This is a genomic window from Paenibacillus ilasis (genome assembly GCF_043195395.1).
GTDB lineage: Bacteria > Bacillota > Bacilli > Paenibacillales > Paenibacillaceae > Paenibacillus_AQ > Paenibacillus_AQ lautus.
In genome coordinates this window covers 3,063,785-3,089,033 of the sequence record NZ_JBHDJG010000001.1, presented here as the reverse complement: position 1 = coordinate 3,089,033, position 25,249 = coordinate 3,063,785, and the positions used below count along the sequence as shown (strand labels likewise).

Below are 25,249 nucleotides of genomic sequence, written 5' to 3'. Positions count from 1 at the left end.
TCATATTGACTGGAAAATAAAACCTAACTAGAATGTGTTATAACAAATAATCAAGTTCATAAAAAATGTTAATACAAGTTGTCGGGAAGGAGGTGGTGCATTACCAAGCAAGCCGATATTAGTGCCCCAACATGGCTAATATTGCTGACGCAATTTGATCGAGAAAAAGGAGGTCATGACAAAGCATGGACACCCGATTAAACTCGGCTTCCCCACAGCCCGCTCCAAAGTCCAACAAATGGACGCATGTAAAAAGGCAGCTTAAGCGAAATATCGGGTTGTACATCATTATCTCGCCGGCGGTGCTATATTTTTTGATCTGGCATTATTGGCCGATGTACGGCGTCCAGATCGCGTTCAAGGATTTTATGCCCGGGCTTGGCATTTGGAACAGTCCATGGGTCGGGTTCGAGCACTTCGAGCGGCTTTTTGACGCTTATTATTTTTGGACGATTCTGAAGAATACCATCGGGATCAGTTTATACGGACTGCTGGTTGGCATTCCCGCTCCAATCTTGCTTGCGCTTTTGTTCAACGAGATTCGAAATCGTAAATTCCGCTCATTCGCCCAAAGCATCTCCTACGCCCCACACTTCATTTCGGTTGTGGTCGCGGTCGGTATTCTGTTCTTCTTCATCTCACCGACGAATGGCGTCTTCAACTCCATCCTTGTTTCCTTGGGGAGGGAACCGGTCGATTATCTGGCAGAGCCATCGAAATTCTGGCATCTGTACGTCTGGTCGGGTGTATGGCAAGGAGTTGGCTGGTCTTCGCTCATCTACAGCGCTGCCATATCGGGCATCTCGCCTGACCTGTTCGAGGCGGCTTATATGGACGGGGCCAGCAAATTTCGGCGAATATGGCATATTACGATTCCCGGTATCGTTCCGACCATCGTAATCCTGTCCATTTTGAGCGCCGGCGGCATCATGAGTGTCGGCTTCGAGAAAATCCTGTTGATGCAAAACCCGATGAACCTGGAAACCTCCGAGGTGATCTCCACTTACATGTACAAGAGCGGGCTGCTTAACACCCAGTACAGCTTTTCCGCGGCCGTGGGCCTGTTCAACAATGTGATCAATTTTATTATCCTGATCATCGTCAATGCGGTTGCACGCAAGGCGGGGGAGACCAGCCTATGGTAAAGACTCGTCCGTGCAGGATTAAGGAGGGAATGTAAGCCGTGCTGCTGAACGTCAAACGAACGCCTGGAGAAAAGCTGGCCGATATCATCATTTTAGTGCTGTCCGTCCTCGTGATCACCATTATTTTGTACCCGCTTCTCTTTGTCTTGTTTGCTTCATTTTCCGATCCGCGCCAAATATGGGACAAGCCGCTGCTGCTGTTCCCGGCAGGTTTCAACCTGGACAGCTATGCCAAAGTGTTCGAGAACAGCGAGATCTGGAGAGGGTATGCCAATACACTCCTCTACGCATTCATAGGGACTGCGATCAATATTATGATGACGGTATTTGGCGCTTATCCGCTGTCCAGAAAGCGCTTTTACGGCAAGGGACTGTTTACGCTTCTGTTTGCTTTTACCATGTTTTTCGGCGGTGGGTTGATCCCTCTTTATTTGGTAAACAAGGAGCTTGGTTTGCTGAATACGATGTGGGCCTTGGTACTCCCTGGTGCGATCAGCGCCTACAACATGATTATCATGCGAACCTACTTCCAGACCCGGATTCCGCTGGAACTTGAAGAGAGCGCCTATGTCGATGGCTGCAACGATTTTCATATGCTGTACCGAATCGTCCTGCCTTTGTCTATGCCGATCATTGCTGTCATGATCCTGTTCTACGGGGTCGGCCACTGGAACTCTTATTTTGACGCCATGATTTATTTGACGGATCGAAATAAATTTCCGCTGCAGCTGATTTTAAGAGAAATACTGGTTCAGAACGACTTCAAGGAAATGGCCGGAATATCGGTCGGTGCCGAATATGCGGATCAGATGATGGTCAAGGAAGGCCTAAAATATGCGATCGTCGTATTATCCGCGCTGCCGCTGCTCCTGCTGTATCCGCTGCTGTCGCGTTTCTTTGAGAAAGGCATCATGGTGGGAGCTATCAAAGGGTAAAGCCGATAAAGGGAGCGGTCATTGCCGCTTGGAACTCATAACTCATGGAAAGAGGGGATACGGAAATGAGAAAAGGAATGAAGCTTCTGCTTGCCTTAACGATGACGTTCTCACTTACGCTTTCCGCCTGCAGCGGTTCGGGAGGGAAGGCAGAGCCGGAACCAGCCGGAACGGACGGAGATCCCGGCAGCATCAAGTTAAGGATCGTTAAGCGCGGATATACCGATGTGCATCCTCCGGCCGATCAATTATGGATGTGGCAAAAATACGAAGAAATGTCCGGTATTGAAGTCGAATTTGAGGAGCTGGCGGGCTCCGCCGTGACCGAAAGGAAAAATGTCATGCTCGGCTCCAACGACCTGCCGGATGCATTCTATCGCATTGCCTTTGGCACCGACGAGCTGATGAAATACGGCAAACAGGGTTTGTTTGTTCCGCTTGAAGACCTGATTGAGCAGCATGCGCCGAACTTGAACAAGCTGCTGAAGGACAATCCAGACATCAGGGGAGCCATCACGATGTCGGACGGACATATTTATGCCCTGCCGTACGTTGATTTCTCGAAAGCGTTTAATTCCGTTCGTTTGTATATCCACAAGGGTTGGCTCGATGAAGCGGGACTTGAGGTTCCGAAGACGACCGAGGAGTTTCGCCAGGCGCTGAAAAAGGTGCGGGAGAAGGACAGCTCGCGTCTGGGCTGGGTGCTCGAGTCTTCTTATTGGACTTTCCTGGAGAGCTTCCTGGCCGGCAGCTTTGGTATGGGAGAAGGCGGTGCCAAGGCATTCGGCCAATATCTATACAAGGATGCGGACGGACAGGTCAAGACGACGTTTAATGATCCAAAGTACAGAGAGCTGCTCCGCTACATGAGCGATCTGTATAAGGACGGGTCGCTGGCCCAGCAGAATTTCACGACGGGCTACGATTATGCGAAGTGGTCTACGGACGGTTCCAACAATCTTATCGGTTCGTTTGTTTGGGAAGGGCCGGGATATATCGGTAAGGATGCGGCGGAGAACTATGTGGGCATTCATGCCCTCGAGGGGCCTAATGGGGATAAAGTCGCAGGGGTGCTGGGACCGCCGGCGAAAGGAATTTTTGGATTCGTCATCACGAACAAAAACAAATATCCGGTTGAAACCATCAAGTGGATTGATTATTTCTATGGAGAGGAAGGGATTAACTTCGCCACCTTTGGACTTGAGGGCGAAACCTACGATTTGGTTGACGGCAAACCGAAATACAAGGACGAGATTTTAAACTACAAGGGTGGCGTGCAGTTGGGTGCTTTCCAATATGTCGATAATGTGTATGGTGCTTATTATCCGTATGTTGAGCCTGACGACGATTTGCGGATGGCGGCGCGCGGGACGACGGTAGCCGACGAGATTAAGGCGGATCCGGCTGAACTGGATCAGCTGGCGCCTAAAGAGCTTTGGCCGGATTTCGTTCCCACGGATGACGAAGCCAATCAAACGAGCGCGATCCTGACCGATATTAATAAATACATTGAGGAGATGCGGGTGAAGTTTGTGACGGGGAAAGCCAGCTTGGACACGGACTGGGATAACTACGTCAAGACCCTGGATAAAATGGGAGCCCAGAGCTATCTGGATATCAAACGGGCGCAGTATGAACGTTATTCCAATGTAAAGTAACCGAAATGGCGCAAAGAACGGAGGATAGGAGCGGTTTACATGCCAATGATGCAAACGCTATAATTTTAGTACGACAAGATGAACACTGGAAAATAGATAAAGATGGGATGAGAACCAAGTTGACCAAAGACAATAAACCACCGCTGTACCGCGTGATTATGGACGAGCTGAAATCGCAAATTTCATCAGGCCACTATCCTCCTGAAGCCCAGCTTCCAACAGAGGCCGAGCTGAGCTCCGCCTTCGGCGTGAGCCGTATTACAACAAGAAGAGCGCTCGAGGAACTGGAGCGGGACGGGTTTATCTACCGCATCAAGGGAAGCGGCAGCTTTGTTAAACCCCGGCAACGTGGACAGGAGCAGCGGTCGGTTGGAACGGAAAAAATGATATCGCTTATCCTGCCTTCCGAAGACGACCGCGGTACGATGGGATATATTCGCGGAGCTTCGGATTGGCTCAACGCGAACGGCTACTATTTGAGCATTCACCAAAGCGATTATGATTCCCAGAAAGAACGCGATCTTCTGGAAATGCTGACCCGAAAGGGCATTGCGGCCATCATATTGTATCCGCGGAACGATCAGACGAACTATGACATTTTGCATCGACTTTGCCTTGAAGATTATCCGATCGTGACCATCGATAAATATTTTGACAGCCTGCCGTTAGGGGCGGTGGTTTCCGACAATTTGGGCGGTTCCTATCAAGCCGTATCCAGGCTGATTGAGCTCGGTCATCGAAAGATTGCGTTTCTGACAGCGGTCAGCATTGAATCCACCTCATCGGTGCGCAACCGCTATTTCGGATACTGCCAAGCGCTGAAGGACCACGGGCTTCCCGTCGATAGCCGTTATATCAGGCTGAATATGAAGGATTATCGGGAGAAGGTTGGCTTTGAGCAATTTTATAATGAGCTGCTCGACTCTTATCAGGTGGAAGGGGTAACGGCTGTTCAGACGGAGAATGATCTGATCGCCGCCAACTTGCTGAACCGCTGTTTGGAACGAGGGATCCGCATTCCGGAGGATATATCGATCATAGGCTTTGATAATAACCCTGTCACAGAGCATGTCATGATCCCGCTGACTACCGTTGAGCAGAATTTTTATGAGATTGGACGCCAAGCGGCCGAACATGTTGTAAACTGGCTGGAGAGAGGGAAACAGACGCCGGACCGGACATTGATCCCCGTCAAGCTGGTAGAGCGTGATACAACCGCTCCTCCTCCAAAAGGGAAAGTCACGGAGTAGATTTGATATGAAGGCTGATTGCCGGGTAGATTCTTTACCTGCGCGATCAGCCTTTTTATAGGCATGTAAAAGTTGAATATAAAAATTCTCTACTTACTCAAACACGCTGCAAGGATGGTACATTATTTAGAGGTAAGGAGTCCGATAAGCGAAACATGACACCAAGCGAACCAAGACATGAAAGGAGGTGAACAGCATGTGTACGATTCATATGCTGGTGGGGATACCCGGCAGCGGAAAAAGCTATCATGCCAAACAATTATGCAAAAGCGAGCGGGCCGTCATCGTTGCGACGGACTCGATCCGTGAAAGATTGTTCGGCAGCGAATCCAAACAGAAAAACACGTATCTGGTATTTGACGAAGCGTTCGCCGCGATCGAACAGGCGCTTGCGTCAAGGCGAAATGTCGTATTTGATGCCACCAATGTCAGCCGGGAGCGGAGACAGAAGTTTCTGAAGCGATTTGGCGATAGATCGGTGGAATGCCATATTTGCACAGCCCCTTATGAAGTGGCTCTGGAAAGAGTTAAACGACGAAAACGCCGGCTCGATGAGAAGATCATGACGAAGTATGCCAAGAATCTTGAATTTCCTGTCATCGGAGAAGGATTCAGTGATTTGCATCTTGTTCACGAGCAGGGCGAAACTCAGCTTACAAGAGAAGAACTGGAAGTGCTGCTAACAAGCAAACCGGGTCATGATGAGTTATTCGGCTACTTGTCCCAATCTCCTTATTTCAACATGATGCTGGGATATGATCAGGAGAATCCGCATCATTCCAAGACGTTGTCGGAGCACACGTTTGCCGTGCTGGAATATATTAATGCTTTCTATGAAGGCGAGCATCTGCTGGCTATGCAATTAGCTGCGCTGTTCCATGACGCGGGCAAGCCGTTCTGCAAAGTATGGAAGCAGGCAAGAGGGTACTATTCCTATTATGGGCACGAGCATGTATCGGCAAGCATAACCTGCCATACATTGAAGGATCTCGGTTATGAACATGCATTTATTCAGCACGTCGTTCAACTAGTGAGCTTTCATATGGAAATTTTGCATGGAGGGGATGCCGGGGCATCCAAAATCTATCATTTGTTAGGCGAAGATTTGCTGGCTGAGCTGTATTTCTTCGCGGAAGCCGATACCTACGGCAAATAAGGAGGTGAACAACGATGAAAATGAAATATCCCAAAACGATGCATTTGCCATGGTCCAGAGGTTATACGGATGACGATAAGATTTTACGGAATACCGACCATTTTACGGGGCGGGAAGTTGTCATTACCGAGAAAATGGACGGGGAGAACACCACGATGTACCCCGATTTCATCCATGCCAGGTCCCTGGACAGCAAGGATCATTCTTCCCGTCATTATGTGAAGACACTGCATGGTAGCATCAAGTATTTAATTCCGGAAGGTTATCGTCTCTGCGGGGAAAACGTATATGCCAAGCATTCGCTCTCGTATGGAGCGCTGCCTGCATATTACATGCTGTTTTCGGTGTGGAATAAGGATAATGTATGCTTGTCGTGGGATGAGACGGAGGCTTGGGCGGAACGTCTGGGGCTAGTAACAGTTCCTGTCTTGTACCGGGGACTTTGGGACGAGGGTGCCGCCAAGGCATGTTATACGAAGCAGTCAAACTGCGGAGGGGAACAGGAAGGTTATGTGGTTCGGCTGGCTTCCTCATTCGCTTATGACGATTTTAAACGCAGCGTTGCCAAGTTCGTGCGCAAGAATCACGTACAAACCGATGAGCATTGGCTAAGCAAACCGATCGAACCGAATCGTTTGGCTGTCGGGGAATACAACAGTAAGATTGAATAATTATCGATAATTTATAGAGAATGAGGTGTTGTTCATGTAATTCCTGATTGCTTTTTATATGAGACGATGTGAATACATAGACATGAGCTGCCGCTATATCGGGGCTTTTTTTATTGTTTTTTTGTACATACGGTTACCACATTTTGTTAGTTCAAGTATAATGAACCTATACATAAGGATGAACAACAGAACCATCATGATTTCAGGATAGGAGATAAGATGAATAAGAAGAGGATGTTTCGAGTTTCTGCTCCGTCAGGGGTCAGACTGATGATTTCGATGTTGATTTTGATCGCTATTCTTCTTGGAAATATCATGAGACACCACGGGGAAAAGGATGTCTTTTATTATTTCAGTATCATATGGTCAGTTTTTTGTTCGGCCGTTTTCATCATCTCCGTATATCGAACCTATCTAATGAAACCAGGCGTGATAGAAATGGCTCAAGAAGGAATCGTCATAAACGGTACAGTTATTAACGCTGAAGCTGTGAAATGTTTACTGATCAATCATGACAGGAAACCGGTGATCGGGATCAAGCCGAAAGGGCGTGCAATAGTACCTCTAAGGTTATGTTTTACGTTCGAGGAGGAGCAAGTGGAAGGGATCAGGCAGTTGGAGACCTGGGCACAAGAAAGACAGGTGAAGGTTTCAAAAGGATTTTTTATGAGATGGTTGTAGGGAACTAGTATCCCACTTTGTTCATGTATTGGCTGCAGTTTCACTTTGCTTCACAGGTTTAATGCTATTAATTCTTTTATTAAAAAATAAAATCAAGAAAGCAATCAAGAAGAAATGTCACGAAGATGGGTCAGCTATAATGTAATCAGGTGTTTAGCCATGAACTTCATTATGGGGAGAGAAATCATGAATAATATGTACAATCATTTGGATATGACCCAAATATTAAACCGAATCGACACATTAAGCTCTCAAGCACAGCCGTTATGGGGAAAAATGGATGTTGCCCAAATGCTGTCTCACTGCTCCGCGTTCCAAGACATAGCCATGGGCATCACGAATCCTCCAAGAGGTTGGTTAGGTATATTGGTAGGAAAATTCGCGAAGCCCATGTTTTATAACGAAAAGTCGTTACCCCGCAATATGTCTACCATTCCGGACATTTTGATTGCGGATCCAAGAGAATTTGAAACGGAAAAAGAACAATTGAAAGAAAAAATTATAGCGTTCCAAAACAACGGACCCAAGAAATGTACCACACATCCCCATCCATTCTTCGGTAAAATGACCCCGGAGCAATGGGGGGTAGGATTATACAAGCATCTGGACCATCATTTAAAACAGTTCGGCGTATAAGGCTCAAGAACCTATGTAGTCATGATGCAGATATAACCTCGCAGAGCCAGCACACCATGAATGTTGGCTCTACGAGGTCGGAGGTTCTACTGCAGCTTATGTATGTATCTCTTTATATCCAATCCTCGTATTTCTCCATCGTAAACTCGCCTTCCAGCTCGAGCCGGGTATCCGGCTTACTGCCGTCATAATAGTTGCCATCCATCGTTGATCCAATCCAATATACGTAAAATACGCCATTCCCTCTATACTCGATACGTCCCTGGTTATCATTCACCTCCTGGTGTTCAGAATAATACAGCCTTGCATCCAGGCTTCTGGAGTTCTCGTTATAACCCTGGGTAATCGTAAATTCCAGCGGTGCAAACTCATCTAATTTTAACGTATCCAGATAAATCGCAAGCTCCGAGTCCGGATTGTTCAGCAATGCATCCGAATCCGGTAAACACTGGAGCGGCTCGGGTTCTTGAATCCTTACTTTTTTCTAAATGGTAGCACAAACCCGTCACGGCACCAATAAGAAAGCTTACTATCGCTACCTTCCATATCATGAAATGGATCGATCTGCGAAATTAACAGGGAGAGGGAATAAATATGCTATTGCTAATTTGATATTTTATTGTAAAATGATCCGCAATAGATTCGTTTAATCATGGCAAGTCTTCATGTTATTACAGGAGAGGTTGATCGAGCATTGATGAGACGACGGAGGTTAGAACGTGTAACGGGAAAGTTCAGCCGATGGATTTACGGCATTTCGTTTAAACAAAGAGTTCGCTTGTCCTTCGCTATTATGATAACGCTTGCAATCGGAGCGGTAGGAATGACAACCTATTGGATCGCTTCCAAGGAGCTTCAGAAGAACGCATTTGAATCCAGACAAGAGACCGTGAACAAAACGACTCAGATTCTGGACGATAAGCTGGCCGGCATCTCCAATTCGGTTCGTTCCCTGATGTTCAGTTACGCCTTCAAGGAAATGATGCTGGATGTGCAGAGCAACGACATCTCAAATTATTACGTGCATTTGTCTGAGCTTCAGTATGTGTTTTCGCAAGTTTCCTTTAACGAACCTCTAATCGAAAGCATTCTCATTGCCACACCTATCGGAGATTTCTATCCGGTATCGCAGCGCCGTTCCCAGACGCAGTCCTTTTATGAATCCGGCATGTATTACGATGTGAAAGAGAGCTATGGGGGGATTTGGGTTAAGGGGCACACCGACAAGTTTTTTACCGGGGACAGCCGCACGCTTTCCTTTGTTACCAAGGGAACGCAGGAGAACGTTTCGAATACCAACGTATTCATCGTGGTGAACGTGAACGAAAGCGGATTGATCGGCACGGTCAACCAGCATTCATCGAACGATGACAGCGACTATTTTGTCATCGATTCGAAAGGCGAGGAAGTGATTCGGACGGCATGGTCGTCCAACCACAATCTTATGAAAGATAAACCGTTCTTGTACAATGTTTCAGAAGGTAACCAAGGTTCATTCTTTCATCATTTTGACGAAACCGATTACCTGGTGAATTACACCCGATCCGCCGTGGTCAAGGACTGGAGCCTGTTCGGCATTCAGCAGAAGGATAAATTGCTCGAACAAATGAACGGCGTCAAGCGAACCACCTTTTATATCATGCTGATCTTTCTGCTTCTAACCTGGCTTCTATCTACCAACTTGACGGGAATCCTGCTAAATCCGTTATATAAACTGCAACGGCTCATGCGGGAGGTCGAGGACAACCGCCTGAATGTCCGCTTTGCCAGCCGGTCTACCGACGAAGTTGCGCAGGTGGGTTATCAATTCAACCGAATGCTGGATGAAATCAACCGCCTCATCGATGATGTACGGCTGAGCGAATCCGGGAAACGCAAGGCGGAGATGCGGGCTTTGACCGCGCAGATGGAGCCGCACTTTTTATACAACACCCTCAATACGATATACTGCAAATCGGTATTAGGCGAGAACGATGAGGTCAATGAGATGATTCTGTCCTTGTCCCAGATGTTCCAGTTAGGGCTGAGCGGAGGCAAGGATTGGAACACGCTGGAGGATGAGCTGCTGCATGTGGAGCAGTATTGTGTCCTGCAGCAAAAATGTTATGAAGGTCTGTTTGAGTTTGAAGTTACCGTGACCGACGACTCGTTATTAAATAGCCTTTTGCCCAAAATTCTATTGCAGCCAATCGTGGAAAACAGCATTCAACACGGTTTTAAGGATATAAGCGCTGGAGGTTGTATCCATGTGCGGGTTTACAGGCAAGACGAACGGCTGCACCTGATTATAGAGGATAACGGGATCGGCATGGATGCGGCTAAGGTAAGGAAGGGGATGCTGCAGCCGCCGGTCTCCAAGAAGGGTTATGCCTTGAATAATATCGTGAACCGGCTCAGTCTCTTCTATGGCGATGAAGCCGGAATCGAACTGACCAGCCTTCCTGGCAAAGGATCAAGAACGGAAATATGGATGCCGATTAGAGAAGGAGACAGTGAATCATGATGAATGAATCACCCGTGATTAAGTTATGCATCATCGATGATATTCGAAGCGTGGTCGACATGATCGCCCGAAAGCCGCCATGGAAGGAACATCATATTGAGGTCGTTGGTACGGCGCTGGATGGCGAGGAAGGGATTCGCCTGGTTAAGGAGATGAAACCTGACATTGTCCTTACGGACATCCGGATGCCCAAAAAGGATGGCTTGGCCATGACGCAAGAAATTCTCGAAAGTTCTCCTTCCACGAAGATTGTCATTCTCAGCGCATACACCGATTTTTCGTTTACGAGGCAAGCCATTCGCCTAGGCGCATTTGATTTTGTCAAGAAACCGTTCTCCATGGATGAAATCGTACAGGTGGTGTTAAAGGCAAAGGCAGCTTACGAAGAAGAACGGCAGGAACAGAGCAAGCTCATGGAATTGAAGCAGAATATGATAACAAGCTTGCCGGTCTTGCAGCAGGAATATTTATCTTTGTTGATCCATCACCGTACGAATGCTGCAGCGGCCTATCAGAAATGGCAAACACTCGGTATTAAGCTTGAGCCGCGGTATTTCAATCTCTTCATCGTGGAACTGGACCGTTTCATGGACAAATATAAAGAGCAGCCTGCGCGCGAAGTGGAGCTGATCCGGTTCAGTCTCCGAAATATTCTGGAAGAAACGATAGGGACTTTTACTCGTGGCGTCGTCTTTAGCGAGGCATTGAACCGTTTTGTCTGCCTGATCAATTGCGAGGATATGGGGAGGGCGGAGCAAATATCGGAAGCGTGCCGGCTGAACATTTACCAATTTACGCATTCAACCATCTCCATCGGGATTGGCATGTGCGTCACTTCGATTGATGAGTTACCCGATTCGTATCAGCAGGCCCTGAATGCAATGGAATATCATTTCTATACGGTTGGCAATGGCGTGAACAGATATATCGGTTCCTCGGTTGAGGAGAAAACCCTGCTGAATTATACGGCTTCAACCGAACAAGAATTTCTGTTTGCTTTACGATCCGGGCATCGGGAAAAATGTCGGCTGATTCTGGAGCAAATTTTTAATGATATATTGCAGCGTGACCCGCTGCCCAAGCCGCAGCAAGTCGAAAATTTATGTTATGAGCTGTCATCCAAGATATGCAGGGTCATGTCGGAGTTATTCCCTCACGAACGAGTAAAGAGGCTTGAGGAACAATGGAACGCGGTAAAGAGTTCCACCCTTGTTTCGTTCCAGATCATGCGGGATACGGTAAAAGGGATATGCCTTGAAGCTTGTTCTTGGGTCGAGCAGGAGCGCTCGGACGAATCAACGAAATTGATCTATCAGGCGAAGGATTATATATGTGCGCATCTACATACAAACTTAACGCTGGATGTTTGCGCGAAGCAGTTTAATATCAGTCCAGGGTATTTCTCGAATCTGTTCAAAAAAGTGCTGAATATCTCCTTTCAACAATTCGTGATTCATCAGCGAATGGAAAAAGCCAAAGAAATGCTGATCGATGATTATCAGGTACAGGAGATCGCTCTGGAGCTTGGGTATGAGCATCGGCGCTATTTTAGCGAAATCTTCAAGAAACATACCAATATGACCCCATCCGAGTTCAAGCTGTATAGTACGGGGAAGGTCAGCACACCGATGGACCTGGACTAACTGCGAGTCAATCATCATATTTCGATAAAGCCTTGTTTCCGTGTTTATTGGATGCAGGGCTTGTTTTGTGAAGGGACGGATTCATGGGGAAACCTGCCCTCGATGTGTGGTTACCCGCATTATGCGGGTGAGAGGCGGCCCTTATAATGAGAGAGAAAGAACGAGATTCCGTAGATAAAAAAAGGGAGGTAACATGGATGAAGTTAAGCAAGAAATTCCTTATATCCGCGATGTGTTTGGTGCTTTCGGGAAGTCTAGCAGCTTGCGGTAGCCCGAAATCCACGGATCAAGGAGCGGATTCCAAAACCGATGCCAAGACAAAGATCACTTATTGGACCGGAGATCGCCATGATTCTGAATTTGTCAAAGAGACCATCGCGACATTCAACGAAACGAACCAGGACAATATCGAGGTGGAGCTGGTCATCAAGGGTGATGATTTCGATCAAGCGCTCGACATGTCCTTTCAGACTTCAGAGCCGCCGGATGTTATCCGCGTGAAAGAAAACACCATACAGACGTTCTATAAAAAAGGATTTCTGGCACCGATCGACGAGTTCCTGACGGACGAAATGAAAGAAAAGTTTCCGGTGATGGAGGATCTGAACCGTTTTGAGGGAAAACGCTACAGCCTGCCGAACTACGGCACAACGATGCGATTGATCTATAATAAAGAGCTCTTTGCCAAAGCGGGTATTGAGCAGCCGCCAACCACCTTGGATGAGCTGGTCGAGACAGCCAAGAAAATAACCGAAGTGGGGAAGGCAAGCGGAGCCTATGGATTCGCCCAGAATTTCAAAAATCCTTCCAGTGCATTGGGGCGTTCCGCCCGAGTAATCGCAGAGGTGAGCGGTTACGGCGGGTTTGGATATGATTTTAAGACGGCCCGTTACGATTTCAGCGGCTTTAAGCCGATCATGGAAGCCTTCAAGCAAATCAAGGACGACGGAAGCATGCTGCCGGGTGTCGAATCGCTTGATATCGATCCATTGCGTGCTCAATTCGCCGAAGGGAAAATCGGCATGTACTTATCCTTTTCCGCTGAGGCTGGGGTCTACCAATCGCAATTCCCGGCAAAAATCGACTGGGCAGCGGCACCCGTTCCTTCCATAGACGGTCAATTCAATGGCGCTTCCGGCTTCCTTGGCGGGCAGTGGTTGGCCATTAGCTCGGAGTCGGAACACAAGGAAGCGGCATGGAAATTCCTAACGTATATGTACGATGAGTCGATCCTACAACAGTACCAAGAGAAGGGATTCGGCATATCGATGGTTCCTTCGGTCAGCGCGGTTGCGGCGAAGCCCGAAGTGAAAGGGATCGATGGATTCCTGCCCAACAAGTACGACGGTGTCTGGCCGGTCTATCCGACCGTGCCGGTACAAGGCATGAAATCGGATGACGCCTTCTTCAAATACATCCTAAGCGGAGGCGATCTGGATTCCATCATCAACGACTTGAATACCCGCTATAATGCCGCCTTGGACGCTGCCATTGCGAGCGGAGAAGTGAAGGCGGAGCCGATGACAGATTTTAATCCGTTGGATCTTGCCGGACAATACGCTAAATAGATAGATTCATGGGGGATGGGGCATGCTCCATCCTTTCTTACATTCTAAAGAGACCGCAAGGAGTTGAGAGGATATGAATAAAGCGAAGAGTGTTGCTTTTTCATACAGCTTTCTGTTGCCGAGCTTTATTCTGACCATGGTTCTTGGCATTTACCCGATCATGTGGGCGATGAGGTATATGTTTTACGATTATAAAGGATATGGCGCCGAACGATTCGTAGGATTGGCCAATTTCGAACGCGTCATGAGGGATCATCAATTCTGGGAATCCGTAGCCAACACGTTCATCTATGCCGGAGGCAAACTCCTGCTGTCGATACCGCTCGCCCTGATCTTGGCCGTTATTCTGAATTGGAGGATCAAAGGCAGAAATTTGCTGAGAGCGATATTCTTTATGCCGACAATCATAAGCACCGCTGTGATGGCGGTCGTGTTTTTTACGATCTTTAATTCTTATAATGGCATTCTCAATCAGTTCCTGCTGAAATATCAAATCATCGGGAATGCCATCGATTGGCTGGGCGTGGATTATGCCATGCTGACCGTTATTCTTGTAGCCGTGTGGGGAGCAATTGGCAATTACATGCTTTTGTTTCTGGCGGGGCTGCAAAACATCCCCGAAGATGTCTACGAAAGCTCGGCGCTGGATGGGGCAAACAAATTTCAGCAATTTCGGTACATTACCGTTCCGATGCTGGGGCCTGTGATGCAAATGATCATCATGTTGGCCATCATCAATGCGCTAAAAGGCTATGAGAGCATCATGGTGATGACCGATGGCGGTCCGATCGGAAAAACCAATGTCATGTTCCTATACGTATATAAGTTGTTCTTCCCGCCGGCTGGCTCCACGGCATCCACGCAAATCCAGGAGTTCGGCTATGGCAGTGCGGTAGCATTTGTTACGGCCGTGATCGTCGGCGTCATTACGATACTTTACTTCTATGGCTCGAAACGCATGAGTCATAACGAATAAGGGGGAAACGTTCATGAGAATCGCATGGAATACTATACTGTGGGCGTTTCTGTTCGTCGTCGCATGTTTAACGCTGTTTCCCGTGGTGATCACTTTGCTGGGCTCCTTCAAAACTAATGCCGAGCTTACGGCGGGAGCCACATTTCTGCCGGCTGAATGGCAGTTCTCCAACTATATCGAAGCCTGGGAACAAGCGAATTTCTCAACCTACACGCTGAACAGCCTGTTCGTTGCCGGGGCCGCGACCCTCGGAACGTTATGGGTGGCTTCCATGGCGGCGTACGTCGTGAACCGAATGGACTTTATCGGTAAAAAGCTATACGTCGGCCTGCAGGCATTTACGATGTTTGTCGCCATCGGCGCCGTGGTGCTGCGCCCTCAATTCGACCTCATGGTTCAGCTTCATCTGCATAACTCGCTGTGGGGCGTAATCCTAATTTTAATCAGTGCTCATGCTTCAGCATTCTTCATCCTGCTCAGCTTTATGAGCGGGATCCCCAAGGAGTTGGACGAAGCCGCGCGTATCGACGGGTGCTCGCCGGGCAGAACGTTCTGGAGAATCATCATTCCCTTGCTTACGCCCGGGCTTGGCGTGTGTGCACTGTTTGCTTTCCGCGGTGCTTGGAACGAGTATCTGCTCCCGTTTGTGTTTACGCTCAGCAAACCGGAGCTGCAGACGTTGACCGTCGGCCTTGCCAATCTGAAGTACGGTGTCGCAGCCGCTTCACAGACCCACTTCATGATGGCCGGGGCGTGCCTGTCCATTCTCCCGATCCTTATCGCTTATATATTTGCCAACAAATCCTTTATGCAAATGACCGCCGGCTCTTTAAAGGGCTAGCGGCATCCTATCCACAACCAGGAGGCTCATGCTATGAATTCAGTTCATATTGGAAATCTCATCTCTAGTTCCGTGATTCGGCGCCATCCGAGTAACCCGATTCTGGATGCGGCCCGCGTTCCATACCCGACTGCGCTTGTATTCAATGCAGGCGTGACTAAATTCAACGGAAAATACGTGATGGTGTTTCGTAACGACTACGGCAGTGCAGAACGCCAGACGCTCGATCCCCATCATACCACCGACCTTGGCGTCGCCTTCAGCGATGACGGGGTTCATTGGGAGGTGCAGCCAAAGCCGTGCTTCAAGCTGCATGACCAAGAGATCATTCGGGCGTATGACCCTCGGCTCACCGTTATCGACGGTCGCTGTTACATGTGTTTTGCCGTGGACACGCAGCATGGCATTCGCGGAGGCGTCGCGGTTACGGACGATTTTGAGAATTTTGAAATATTGAGTTTGTCGACGCCGGATCTGCGCAACATGGTGCTGTTTCCCGAGAAGATTGGCGGCAACTATGTGCGGCTGGAGCGGCCCTTCACGGTGTACAGCCGAGGAGGAGTCGATCGGTTTGATATGTGGATATCGGAATCGCCGGACTTGAAGTATTGGGGAAATTCCAATTTACTTCTAGCGGTCGAGGACGTCACATTTGCCAATGACAAGATTGGCCCAGCAGCTCCTCCGATCAAGACAAAGCATGGTTGGCTTACAACATTTCATGCGGTGGATCTTGATCCCGAAAGGGGCAAGAACGGGTGGGAATCTTCCTGGAAAAAACGCTATACCGCCGGCTTGATGATGCTGGATCTGGATAATCCAAAAAAAATCATCGGTTTGTATAAGGAGCCCTTACTGGCACCTGAGGTTCGTTACGAGACCGAAGGGGGCTTCCGGAACAACGTGATCTTTCCTGGCGGCATGATACTTGAAGATGATGGCGAGGTTAAAATTTATTACGGTTCAGCGGACGCGGTGGAATGTTTGGCCACGGCACATATCGATGATTTGATTACATTATGTCTGAATGACTAGTGCGAGGTGAGGATAAGAAAATGACGATTTGGAATCTTCTACAGCATCCTCCTGCTCGTTATCGAACGGTGCCGTTTTGGTCCTGGAATGACGATCTGAATAAGGATGAACTCTTACGGCAGATCGAAGAGATGCACAAGGCCGGTATCGGCGGTTTTTTCATACATGCCAGGGGAGGACTTACCGTACCTTATATGGGTGAGGAGTGGATGGAGGCCATACAGGTCTGCATCGAGAAAAGTCAGGAGCTCGGGCTGGAGGCATGGCTGTACGACGAAAACGGCTGGCCCAGCGGTTTCGGTGACGGAAAGGTGCCCGCACTTGGTCCTGCTTATCAGCAGAAGCGGCTGGCTTATGAATGGGCTCCGTTTAAGGACGGAAATGAAGTGACGATAGCCTATTACGTTCTGAGCGGTGAAGAGCTGCGGTTACTCACTCCGGATGATCCTCGCAGTCCTGACTTTCGTGTATATTACGAGATCAATCCTTACTATATCGACACGCTAAGCAAACAGGCTGTAAAGGCGTTCATTACAACCATCTACGAAGCTTACTGGACGAAGTTCGGCAATAAATACGGTTCGGTTCTAAAGGGGATATTCACGGATGAACCGCAATTTGGCCGGGGCGATCTTCCGTGGTCGCTGGAGCTGGAAGAAGCTTTTGAAACCCATTATGGATATTCCCTGATTGAAGCACTACCTGGACTCTTCTTGGAAACGAATGACTGTCGCAAGATAAGGTATGATTATTGGTCTTGCGTTACCGCATTATTCACTGAAGCCTATGCCATGCAGATCGGAGCGTGGTGCGGGGAGCGGGGGTGGTCCTCGGCCGGACATGTCGTGGACGAGCAAACGCTAATGAGCCAAGCGACTTCGGTAGGCGATCCGCTGCTCTTCTATGAGTATCTGCAAATCCCCGGCTGCGACTGGCTCGGCCGTTCGGTCAGCGAAGAGCCGCTTGTTCCCAAGCAAGTCAGCTCCGTTGTACGTCAGCTCGGCAAAAAACAAGCCATCACCGAGAGTTATGGCTGCACCGGATGGAATATCAGCTTTCAGGATTTAAAGCGGATCGGGGAATGGCAATTCGTTCACGGGATGAATCTCATGTGTCAGCATTTGCAGGCCTATTCGCTTAGAGGGCTGCGGAAACGGGATTATCCGCCATCGTTGTTCTATCAACAGCCTTGGTGGGAGCACTATCACCACTTTAACGATTACTTTGCCCGTTTGTCCATGCTGCTTGTGGAGGGCACACGGCAGGCCGATGTACTGCTGCTGCATCCCATCCGGACCGCTTGGGTGGAGCAAGCGGGCTCAGACTCCAGCCGGATTGAACCTTATCATCAATCGTTTGCCCAGTTGTCCCGCTGGCTGTGCCAATCGTTTATCGAGCATGATTACGGCAGCGAGGGAATCATGGAACGTCATGGTAAGGTAGCGGGTGGACGATTCATTGTAGGAGAGGCCGACTATCGGATTGTTGTCATACCTCCTTGTGTTACCTTAAATAAAGTAACCGTGAATCTGCTCCATCAGTTTATTCTTCAGGGAGGAACGTTGATCGCTTTCGAGCCTTATCCGTACCTGATCAATGGAGAACAGAGCAAAGATATTATTAATTTAATAGGAGCTGCATTGAAACCCGCCTGGAACCGGTTATCTTTGGCGAAAATGATGTCCGGCATCGTTTCCCCTTCGATCTCTGTAAATGACGGGCAGTGGAATCCCATTGCATCGGATATGCTTAACATTCAGACCCTTAAGCTGGACGACTCTTATCTCTATTATCTGGTGAATTCGGGAGAAGAGCTATATCCGGATATAGAGGTAACTATTTATCGAAAGGGTAGGCCCTTTCTTATTCATTTGGAGAGCGGCGGGATCGAACCGTTGAACCATAAAGTAATGGCGGACGGCATTCGGCTGAACTTGACGCTGCACCCAGCGCAATCCTATATGATCCGAGTTGTGCCGGATGATGAGGCCCTGAACGATTCCGATTCCAATACGGTAACTGAACTCGATTGCGGAAATGCCGAAACTCATATTCAACACTTGGATGAGCAGTGGAGTATCGATTATATCGATGATAACAACTTAACGCTGGATACGTGCAGGTATCGGGTGGAGAATGGCGAGTGGTCTGAACCTCTGCCCCTTATTTTTATTCAGGACGTTCTGCTCAAGATCGGAGCGCCCGTGCATATCGAATTGGAATTCGAGGTTGCCGTAACTTTCGATCCAGTCATTGAACGGGAATTGTATCTTGTCATGGAGAATCCGGAGAAAACGAATATCCGGGTGAACGGAAACGAAGTAGCATCTCATAGCTGTGGCTGGTGGAGAGACGTTGCTTTCAAGAAGATCGATATTAGAGGCTGCCTTCAGCGCGGTCGTAATACCATCAGGCTTGCCCTGGATTTTTGGAACGCGCCCGAAACGTATGCGGCAATGGAGCGTGCCGATCAATTTGAAGCTGAAGCGAATAAGCTTACGTTTGATACGGAGCTCGAGAGCGTTTATATCATCGGGGATTTTGCGGTAACATCAGAATCTGCGTTCGTTGATGGGGGAGATGGCGTCCTCTATACGGATGGTCCGTTCAAGCTATCCGAACCTCAGCAAGAATGCTCGCTGGCGGATGATCTGGTCCGTCAGGGCTTGCCGTTCTTTGCAGGAAGCATTCGGCTTGTGCAGACGATTTCGATTCGACCGGATAATCGAGCGAGCTGGTTATGGCAGTTTGGCTCTAGGCCGAATGCAATTGTTACGCGACTAAGCATCAATGGGAAAGAAATTCGCTCCTTCTTATGGGAGCCGTATGAGGCGGATATTTCAGGATATCTCCAAACCGGAGAGAACCTGATTGAGCTTGAGTTGATCGGGAGCTGCAGAAACTTGCTCGGTCCGCACCACCATGTGAAAGGGGAGCCGTTTAAGGTAGGTCCCCACAGCTTTAAGGATAAACCCGGTTGGACGGATAAGGATCTCGATCCAGACACCCCGATCTATCAAAACCGATATGCTTTCGTTCGGTTCGGATTGTCACATGTTCCAAGATTGGTTTCCGGGATATGAATCTGAAGAGGAAACACCCCGGAACAAATTCGTATATAGAATCTGCCCTTTTTGTGGAATTACCCTCATTATTTTCCCTTTGCATGCAGCCTATAATGAAGTGGCGGAATGCTGATTCAGACAATATTGAAACGGCTTTCAAATAATCGAACGAAAAGGAGGAAACATGTGATGACATTCGTAAGCAAATGGTTTCGTGCCGCACTTGGATTTACGCTTGCTGCTGCCTTGCTGTCACCATCTGCGAATCTTCAAGTGGAAGCATCAGAGGGAGGGGATGCATTTACTCCAATGGCACCAGCCTCAATCGTAACCTACGAGCCTTCGGAACGATATGCAAGCTCAATGAATTACACACTTAAAGCGAACGGAGTACCCGTCCCGGTGGTGAAGGGATTCAGCGATTATGACTATGCACATTTTTCCATGTCCGACGGTCCTGTCACTTATGAATTAACCATTCTCAACACAGATAAGGTGCATGAGTATTCGATAAGTCCGAAGAAACTCGGCATTCAAGCCGACAAGATTGAGGGAAGAACCATCACCTTCACGACCCGTTCGGACGAATACTTAATCGTAATGATGAATAACCGCAAGACGCGTATGGTCATCGCTGCGGATCCGCTTGAATCAGATGCACCTGCCTCAACCGGTGAGGGAATCTTCAATGTAACGTCCACTCCGTATGATGTTGTATCCTCGGGTTCATCAACAACCGAAGTTTCCATAAGAACGCGGGCCATCCAGCAGGCCATTGACGATGCCAGTCAGTACGGCACCACGCAAGGAGACGGTGCGCAGGGCATTGTTTACATACCGGCGGGAACCTATGAAATCGGCAATTTGGTATTAAAAAGCAATACGGCGGTCTACATGGAACCGGGAGCCACCTTGGTCGGCACGGGAAGAACAGACGATTACACGGAGCATTGGTTCAAGGATTCGATGGGACGACCGGCTACATGGTGGATCTCAACCGCATTTCAATCCGAGAATATCCGGATATATGGTCGGGGCACAATCGATGGCAATGGGCAGGCCCTGCACGACGACAAAGGAACCAACGGCAAGGGAATGATTAATAATCTGGTCGTTCCGATTGATACGTCCCATTTTGTGATGGATGGCATTGTCATTCGAGAATCATCGGGCTGGGCGGTTGTCGCGGTCCGCTCGAATGATCTGGCCTTCAGAAATCTGAAGCTGTTCAACAGTTTGGGGATGGGAGAGAATGACGGGATCGATATTTGCGAATCCCAAGACGTTGTCGTACAACATGCGATCGGTATTTCGCTGGATGATCCGTTCTCCACGAAAGCTTGGAAAGAGGATACCGATATCGCTTCGGGTAAAGTGCCTTGGCCGGGCAATCCGGAACCCGTTCGCAATGTGTTATTCGAGGATACGATCGCGTGGACGTTATGCTACGGTTATAAGATCGGCCAAGGCATCATGCAGGATCAATCCAATATCGTGTTCAGAAACGGAGTCGTATACAAAGCCGCAGTGGGGTTTGCCATTCATCATAAATACGGCACCGGCACGGTGAGTGACGTAAGATTCGAATCGATGGACATTGAAGATATCAGCGGCAAGAACGAAGACAATAGCGCCTGGATGACCATGTTCACAGTGAATGGAAGCAATAACGGCGTGGGACCTGTGAGAGACGTTAAAGTGAAGGATATTACAGTACGCGACGCGGGTGAAAGTTTTGCGAAGATCAAGGGTGTGGAAGGTGCCGAGATTACGGATCTGATGTTTGAGAATGTCTATATGCCTGGAGCAAGCGTACCGGCGACTACGCTTCACGAGATGAACTTCCTGAGCAAAGAACATTACGGCGATGTCACGATCAGGCCCGTTCAGAACGAGGAACCTCTACCAAGAACCAATTTGGCGCTACACCGTCCAGCTGTGGCTTCATCCAATGACGGACTGGAAGACACCGCGCCGTACGTGAACGACGGAAGTTTAACAACTCGCTTCGGATCGAAGCGGGGAGTGGATCCCGGTTGGATCTATGTCGATCTCGGAGAAACCAAAACGATAGACGAAGTCAGGCTCTTTTGGGAGGCTGCTTACGGGAAGAGCTACCGAATACAGATAGCCGACGATCCGAGCGATGAGGCTAATTGGAGAGATGTATACAGCACCACGACAGGCAAGGGTGGTCTTGAGACGATTACTTTTGACGAAGTGGAAGCACGGTATGTTCGGATGTACGGCACGATTCGGGCCACGATATACGGATATTCGATTTGGGAATTTGAGGTGTATGGTCCTGAACGGTAAGGATCAGATATCCAGATTCCCAGTTGATCAATGGGTAAAGGACACATTCTCTTAGAGGTGTGTCCTTTGTTTATGTTATCCGCAGCCATTCCATTTATTGAAGCGATAAATATTCAAGAAGCGCATCCATTTGCTCGCTTCCCAAAAGATCAGTCAGTGATGGCATCACATGGGAGATATATTCCGGTTTCGTTTCAAAGGTTTCTTCGTCGCTGATTTCCCCTTGGAAAAGCCGAGCTCCTTCGATGAGAATGGACAGCGCGTCAAAGCAATCCGCAAGCGAAGTCGCAATCAACTTCGGCTCGCCGCCTTCGAATGCGGCATATACGGGTGAACCACTCGCTTGGACATCAACGATCAGCGGATCATCGTTTACATTGGCAATGACGACGTGATGAGCCGGCCAAAGGCTCGATTCTGCCGTTTCACCGCCGACGTAAATCCAGCGATAGCCCATTTGCTGCCGGACCAGATGCTCAGGAGACACAAAGTAGATGACAGCCGATTCACCGATCTCAACCGCCGCGTTCTTCATTTTGTGGGTTCCTTCGGCCATAGCGTCAATCATCTCATAATGGCTATATAGATAAGTCAGTTCAGGAGACAGCGTGATACGGTCATCCACGGGCGGCAGCTGGACCTCGGACCGCTGCCGTAATTCATGATCGGTGAAGAGCCCGAAATCCCGATTATATAAGTCCTGTTGTTCTATGAATCTAGTTAAAGCTGCTTCCAGTTCCAGCATTAATTTCATTCCCTCCAGCATATTAAACAAATTATAACACGCCAAGTTACCGTGGGTAAGCGTCTGAAATTCAAACTCAGGAATGATATATGGTAGAATATCCAGTATGTTGAGCATCTCAATATAACGGTTTCGATCTCCGAGCTCGTATGGTATCCGGATGAACGGTCTGCTCGTCATTCATGCTGGAAGAGGGCGAAGCACTGGAAGATTGGCTCAGGTTTGAACAGACCAATCTGCTGCACGTGCCCCGTACACCGGAGGGAGAGACTCTTACATATATAGGTCGGTTAACGGGATATTACTTTCAGGCTTACGGGGCTGATACGTTGTATCTTTTCTACTCAAGGGAGCTGCGCAAGGCAGTCATATGCTTGGAATATACTTGAGAAATCAGCAGGATCTATATACTAACATCTATAAAATACACATGGTTGGGCTGTTTCGTTGCCGATTTGCGCTTATCTCTCGGAGAGATCATTCCTGGCGATCCGCCTCTAAGGCCCATCTCGCTCGATAAGCGGCGGGGGGGATGCCTTTGAACTTCGTGAACAGCCTCGTGAAGTAATGAACGGATGAGAACCCGGTTCGCTCTGCGATCACCTTGATGGGATCACGGGTGTGCTGGAGCATTAGCTCGGCTGCCCGGATTCGTTCGGTGCGAACCATGGAGGAATAGGATTCATGAATGCTCTCCGCAAACAATCGGGATAATTGCCGCTCGGACACATTCAGGTAAGCCGCCACTTCGGGTAGTGACACAGGCCCGCCGAGGTTGTCTCTTATGTACAACTTTGCCTTTTGAACGAGTTGTAACGCGGAGGATAAGAGTGGAGCGCTTTCGAAACTGCCGGAAGCCCCGAACAGGCCAGGAAAGGATTGCAGGAGTACATTTGCTAGCTTCGGCAAAAGCGATGCAGGCAGCGATGTGTCGGATTCCGAGCGCAGCAGCATGGATTTCCATATTTGAATGGCAGGCGAATCGCTGGCGTGCTCGGTCCAAACGGCACATCGCTGAAGAGCCTCGCTGTATTTCACCGTTACTTCTTGGGCAGACGGTCTCTCCATTGGTTCAAACGCGACGAATAACAGATTCAGACCGTCTACGTCTTTGATCTGATGCAACCGGCCTGGAGCTGTACAGAAGGCTACCCCTTCATATAAGGGATACATCTGATCGCCGTCCGTATATATGCCGGTTCCGCCGTCCACATAACAAATCTCATAGAATGAATGCCGATGTATGGAATTGGCCGTCAAATGCTGGACGGTCCCCCAATAATGGACAAGGAACGAGAGGCTTTCGCCTTCAAGCCGTCCAGCATAACGATTAAGGCGTTCCTCGCTTTTGCTCCAATGGTACAAGTCATTTGCAGCTCCTTTGGCGTAATTTTGCAAAACGTCGTCATTCCCGTGCAAATACGATTTCGCTCGCCCTTACTATAATGAACTTAGATAAACCATAACATATTGAGAGGGTGCATGGTGACGATGGACGAAAAGGATGTGCAATTTTACAAAGACAATGGGTACCTGCTGGTCCGAGGCGTTTATAATCAACAGGAAGTAGAGGATATGAGAGCGGCAGTTGAAGGGATTATCCAGAGGGCGGCACGCGCTAAATCGGATCAAAACCATGCATGGCAAGGCGACTTCCTGCCGCCTGAGCAGCTTAAGAAGCTGGTTCTGAAAGGCTTTCACGACGTGCACTACCATGATGCCGCTTTCATGCGAGCCGCGATCCATCCTCGAATGACAGAAGCGTTGAACGGAATCATCGGACCCAACGTGCAGCTGCATCACTCGAAAATGCTGGTGAAGCCTCCTGCTAACGGGGCCGCTTTTCCCATGCATCAAGATTATCCGTATTTCCCGCATCGCGATCATACCATGTTAGCCGCCAGCGTTCATCTCGACGATGCCGATATGGAGAATGGCTGCCTATGTGTTGTGCCGGGATCCCATAAACAAGGCGTTTTGCCGCATATCGGCGCTTACTATTTGAACCACAAGGAGTATCCATTATCCTCGGGAACCCCGTGTCCAGCCAAGGCGGGCGATGTACTCTTCTTTAATTACCTGACCATTCATGGCTCGGACGTGAACCGGAGCGATCGTACGCGAAGAAACATCCTGTTCCAATATCGTGACGCTGCGGACGTACCTACGGCGGATGTTCACTTCGATTGGGGAATGGGCCTAATGGTAAGCGGAACCAATCCGGATTTCAACAACGTGAAGCCAAAATATGAAATCATCCGTGCGAAATGACCACCCAATAGTACCGATGCCTATACTGAATTCTAAAATAGCTTAAAAGCCCCTTGCGGGGCTTTTTTCTATGCCTGGAACCCATGCCTGTCATGGTTCACAACGAATATGTAAAAATAATTCGTTGTAATGTCAGCCGGCCCCCCTATACTAG

20 protein-coding genes and 1 pseudogene are annotated in these 25,249 nt (G+C 48.7%); 18 read left to right on the top strand and 3 right to left on the bottom strand.

What is annotated here, in order from left to right; genetic code table 11:
- The first annotated feature begins 185 nt into the window (after nucleotides 1–185).
- The 8 genes from ACETK5_RS13960 (at nucleotide 186) to ACETK5_RS13925 (ending at nucleotide 8,132) form a co-directional block, all read left to right on the top strand.
- The gene (locus tag ACETK5_RS13960; protein ID WP_394056304.1) at nucleotides 186–1,145 is read left to right on the top strand and encodes an ABC transporter permease; all 960 of its coding nucleotides are present in this window, start codon (nucleotides 186–188) and stop codon (nucleotides 1,143–1,145) included.
- A gap of 38 nt (nucleotides 1,146–1,183) precedes the next feature.
- Entirely contained in the window at nucleotides 1,184–2,080 is an 897-nt protein-coding gene (locus ACETK5_RS13955) for a carbohydrate ABC transporter permease (RefSeq protein WP_394056302.1), read from the top strand.
- Between the two features lie 65 nt (nucleotides 2,081–2,145).
- Nucleotides 2,146–3,738, top strand: a complete 1,593-nt coding sequence (locus ACETK5_RS13950; protein ID WP_326115230.1) for an ABC transporter substrate-binding protein — start codon at nucleotides 2,146–2,148, stop codon at nucleotides 3,736–3,738.
- A gap of 119 nt (nucleotides 3,739–3,857) precedes the next feature.
- Nucleotides 3,858–4,988 (top strand): GntR family transcriptional regulator, encoded by a 1,131-nt coding sequence (locus tag ACETK5_RS13945; RefSeq protein ID WP_394056299.1) that lies wholly within the window; start codon nucleotides 3,858–3,860, stop codon nucleotides 4,986–4,988.
- Nucleotides 4,989–5,184: 196 nt separating this feature from the next.
- Complete coding sequence (locus ACETK5_RS13940) at nucleotides 5,185–6,144, top strand: AAA family ATPase (RefSeq protein ID WP_394056298.1); 960 nt, start codon at nucleotides 5,185–5,187, stop codon at nucleotides 6,142–6,144.
- 14 nt (nucleotides 6,145–6,158) lie between these two features.
- Nucleotides 6,159–6,815, top strand: coding sequence for an RNA ligase family protein (locus ACETK5_RS13935; protein WP_394056297.1), 657 nt, complete (start codon nucleotides 6,159–6,161; stop codon nucleotides 6,813–6,815).
- Nucleotides 6,816–7,034: 219 nt separating this feature from the next.
- On the top strand, nucleotides 7,035–7,496 hold the full coding sequence (locus tag ACETK5_RS13930) for a hypothetical protein (protein WP_394056295.1): 462 nt from the start codon (nucleotides 7,035–7,037) through the stop codon (nucleotides 7,494–7,496).
- Between the two features lie 186 nt (nucleotides 7,497–7,682).
- Nucleotides 7,683–8,132: a DUF1569 domain-containing protein gene (locus tag ACETK5_RS13925; protein WP_394056293.1), complete on the top strand. Its 450-nt coding sequence runs from the start codon at nucleotides 7,683–7,685 to the stop codon at nucleotides 8,130–8,132.
- A gap of 112 nt (nucleotides 8,133–8,244) precedes the next feature.
- Here the strand turns inward: ACETK5_RS13925 and ACETK5_RS13920 are convergent, their stop codons facing one another.
- Nucleotides 8,245–8,559, bottom strand: coding sequence for a hypothetical protein (locus ACETK5_RS13920; RefSeq protein ID WP_394056291.1), 315 nt, complete (start codon nucleotides 8,557–8,559; stop codon nucleotides 8,245–8,247).
- A 396-nt stretch (nucleotides 8,560–8,955) separates the two neighbouring features.
- On the opposite strand from ACETK5_RS13920, the gene ACETK5_RS13915 reads away from it, so the two are divergent.
- The 8 genes from ACETK5_RS13915 (at nucleotide 8,956) to ACETK5_RS13880 (ending at nucleotide 22,079) form a co-directional block, all read left to right on the top strand.
- On the top strand, nucleotides 8,956–10,635 hold the full coding sequence (locus ACETK5_RS13915) for a sensor histidine kinase (protein ID WP_394056290.1): 1,680 nt from the start codon (nucleotides 8,956–8,958) through the stop codon (nucleotides 10,633–10,635).
- Nucleotides 10,632–12,278, top strand: a complete 1,647-nt coding sequence (locus tag ACETK5_RS13910; protein ID WP_394056288.1) for a response regulator — start codon at nucleotides 10,632–10,634, stop codon at nucleotides 12,276–12,278. The genes ACETK5_RS13915 and ACETK5_RS13910 overlap by 4 nt, the downstream gene beginning before the upstream one ends.
- Before the next feature lie 197 nt (nucleotides 12,279–12,475).
- Nucleotides 12,476–13,846, top strand: coding sequence for an ABC transporter substrate-binding protein (locus ACETK5_RS13905; RefSeq protein ID WP_394056286.1), 1,371 nt, complete (start codon nucleotides 12,476–12,478; stop codon nucleotides 13,844–13,846).
- Nucleotides 13,847–13,919: 73 nt separating this feature from the next.
- Nucleotides 13,920–14,822, top strand: coding sequence for a carbohydrate ABC transporter permease (locus ACETK5_RS13900; protein ID WP_100536822.1), 903 nt, complete (start codon nucleotides 13,920–13,922; stop codon nucleotides 14,820–14,822).
- Nucleotides 14,823–14,835: 13 nt separating this feature from the next.
- Entirely contained in the window at nucleotides 14,836–15,663 is an 828-nt protein-coding gene (locus ACETK5_RS13895; protein ID WP_394056284.1) for a carbohydrate ABC transporter permease, read from the top strand.
- Nucleotides 15,664–15,696: 33 nt separating this feature from the next.
- Complete coding sequence (locus ACETK5_RS13890) at nucleotides 15,697–16,698, top strand: glycoside hydrolase family 130 protein (RefSeq protein ID WP_394056282.1); 1,002 nt, start codon at nucleotides 15,697–15,699, stop codon at nucleotides 16,696–16,698.
- A gap of 20 nt (nucleotides 16,699–16,718) precedes the next feature.
- Nucleotides 16,719–19,781, top strand: a complete 3,063-nt coding sequence (locus tag ACETK5_RS13885) for a glycosyl hydrolase (RefSeq protein WP_394056281.1) — start codon at nucleotides 16,719–16,721, stop codon at nucleotides 19,779–19,781.
- 171 nt (nucleotides 19,782–19,952) lie between these two features.
- Entirely contained in the window at nucleotides 19,953–22,079 is a 2,127-nt protein-coding gene (locus tag ACETK5_RS13880) for a galactose-binding domain-containing protein (RefSeq protein ID WP_394056279.1), read from the top strand.
- Between the two features lie 94 nt (nucleotides 22,080–22,173).
- On the opposite strand, the gene ACETK5_RS13875 is transcribed toward ACETK5_RS13880, so the two are convergent.
- Nucleotides 22,174–23,004 carry a hypothetical protein gene (locus tag ACETK5_RS13875; RefSeq protein ID WP_394056278.1) on the bottom strand — a complete coding sequence of 277 codons (831 nt, stop codon included), beginning with the start codon at nucleotides 23,002–23,004 and terminating at the stop codon, nucleotides 22,174–22,176.
- On the opposite strand from ACETK5_RS13875, the pseudogene ACETK5_RS13870 reads away from it, so the two are divergent.
- Nucleotides 23,004–23,213: pseudogene (locus ACETK5_RS13870) on the top strand (siderophore biosynthesis protein); the annotation flags it as partial. The gene ACETK5_RS13875 and the pseudogene ACETK5_RS13870 overlap by 1 nt on opposite strands.
- A gap of 88 nt (nucleotides 23,214–23,301) precedes the next feature.
- Here ACETK5_RS13870 and ACETK5_RS13865 read toward each other — a convergent pair.
- The gene (locus ACETK5_RS13865) at nucleotides 23,302–24,222 is read right to left on the bottom strand and encodes an AraC family transcriptional regulator (RefSeq protein WP_394056276.1); all 921 of its coding nucleotides are present in this window, start codon (nucleotides 24,220–24,222) and stop codon (nucleotides 23,302–23,304) included.
- A gap of 84 nt (nucleotides 24,223–24,306) precedes the next feature.
- On the opposite strand from ACETK5_RS13865, the gene ACETK5_RS13860 reads away from it, so the two are divergent.
- Nucleotides 24,307–25,095: a phytanoyl-CoA dioxygenase family protein gene (locus tag ACETK5_RS13860; protein WP_394056274.1), complete on the top strand. Its 789-nt coding sequence runs from the start codon at nucleotides 24,307–24,309 to the stop codon at nucleotides 25,093–25,095.
- The last annotated feature ends 154 nt before the right edge of the window (nucleotides 25,096–25,249 follow it).

What these genes read in the sequence shown, in the direction of transcription:
- ACETK5_RS13960 (WP_394056304.1), top strand. Translation starts at nt 186, where the DNA reads ATGGACACCCGATTAAACTCGGCTTCCCCACAGCCCGCTCCAAAGTCC.
- ACETK5_RS13950 (WP_326115230.1), top strand. Translation starts at nt 2,146, where the DNA reads ATGAGAAAAGGAATGAAGCTTCTGCTTGCCTTAACGATGACGTTCTCA.
- ACETK5_RS13940 (WP_394056298.1), top strand. Translation starts at nt 5,185, where the DNA reads ATGTGTACGATTCATATGCTGGTGGGGATACCCGGCAGCGGAAAAAGC.
- ACETK5_RS13935 (WP_394056297.1), top strand. Translation starts at nt 6,159, where the DNA reads ATGAAAATGAAATATCCCAAAACGATGCATTTGCCATGGTCCAGAGGT.
- ACETK5_RS13930 (WP_394056295.1), top strand. Translation starts at nt 7,035, where the DNA reads ATGAATAAGAAGAGGATGTTTCGAGTTTCTGCTCCGTCAGGGGTCAGA.
- ACETK5_RS13925 (WP_394056293.1), top strand. Translation starts at nt 7,683, where the DNA reads ATGAATAATATGTACAATCATTTGGATATGACCCAAATATTAAACCGA.
- ACETK5_RS13915 (WP_394056290.1), top strand. Translation starts at nt 8,956, where the DNA reads ATGACAACCTATTGGATCGCTTCCAAGGAGCTTCAGAAGAACGCATTT.
- ACETK5_RS13910 (WP_394056288.1), top strand. Translation starts at nt 10,632, where the DNA reads ATGATGAATGAATCACCCGTGATTAAGTTATGCATCATCGATGATATT.
- ACETK5_RS13905 (WP_394056286.1), top strand. Translation starts at nt 12,476, where the DNA reads ATGAAGTTAAGCAAGAAATTCCTTATATCCGCGATGTGTTTGGTGCTT.
- ACETK5_RS13900 (WP_100536822.1), top strand. Translation starts at nt 13,920, where the DNA reads ATGAATAAAGCGAAGAGTGTTGCTTTTTCATACAGCTTTCTGTTGCCG.
- ACETK5_RS13895 (WP_394056284.1), top strand. Translation starts at nt 14,836, where the DNA reads ATGAGAATCGCATGGAATACTATACTGTGGGCGTTTCTGTTCGTCGTC.
- ACETK5_RS13890 (WP_394056282.1), top strand. Translation starts at nt 15,697, where the DNA reads ATGAATTCAGTTCATATTGGAAATCTCATCTCTAGTTCCGTGATTCGG.
- ACETK5_RS13885 (WP_394056281.1), top strand. Translation starts at nt 16,719, where the DNA reads ATGACGATTTGGAATCTTCTACAGCATCCTCCTGCTCGTTATCGAACG.
- ACETK5_RS13880 (WP_394056279.1), top strand. Translation starts at nt 19,953, where the DNA reads ATGACATTCGTAAGCAAATGGTTTCGTGCCGCACTTGGATTTACGCTT.
- ACETK5_RS13875 (WP_394056278.1), bottom strand. Translation starts at nt 23,004, where the DNA reads ATGACGAGCAGACCGTTCATCCGGATACCATACGAGCTCGGAGATCGA.
- ACETK5_RS13860 (WP_394056274.1), top strand. Translation starts at nt 24,307, where the DNA reads ATGGTGACGATGGACGAAAAGGATGTGCAATTTTACAAAGACAATGGG.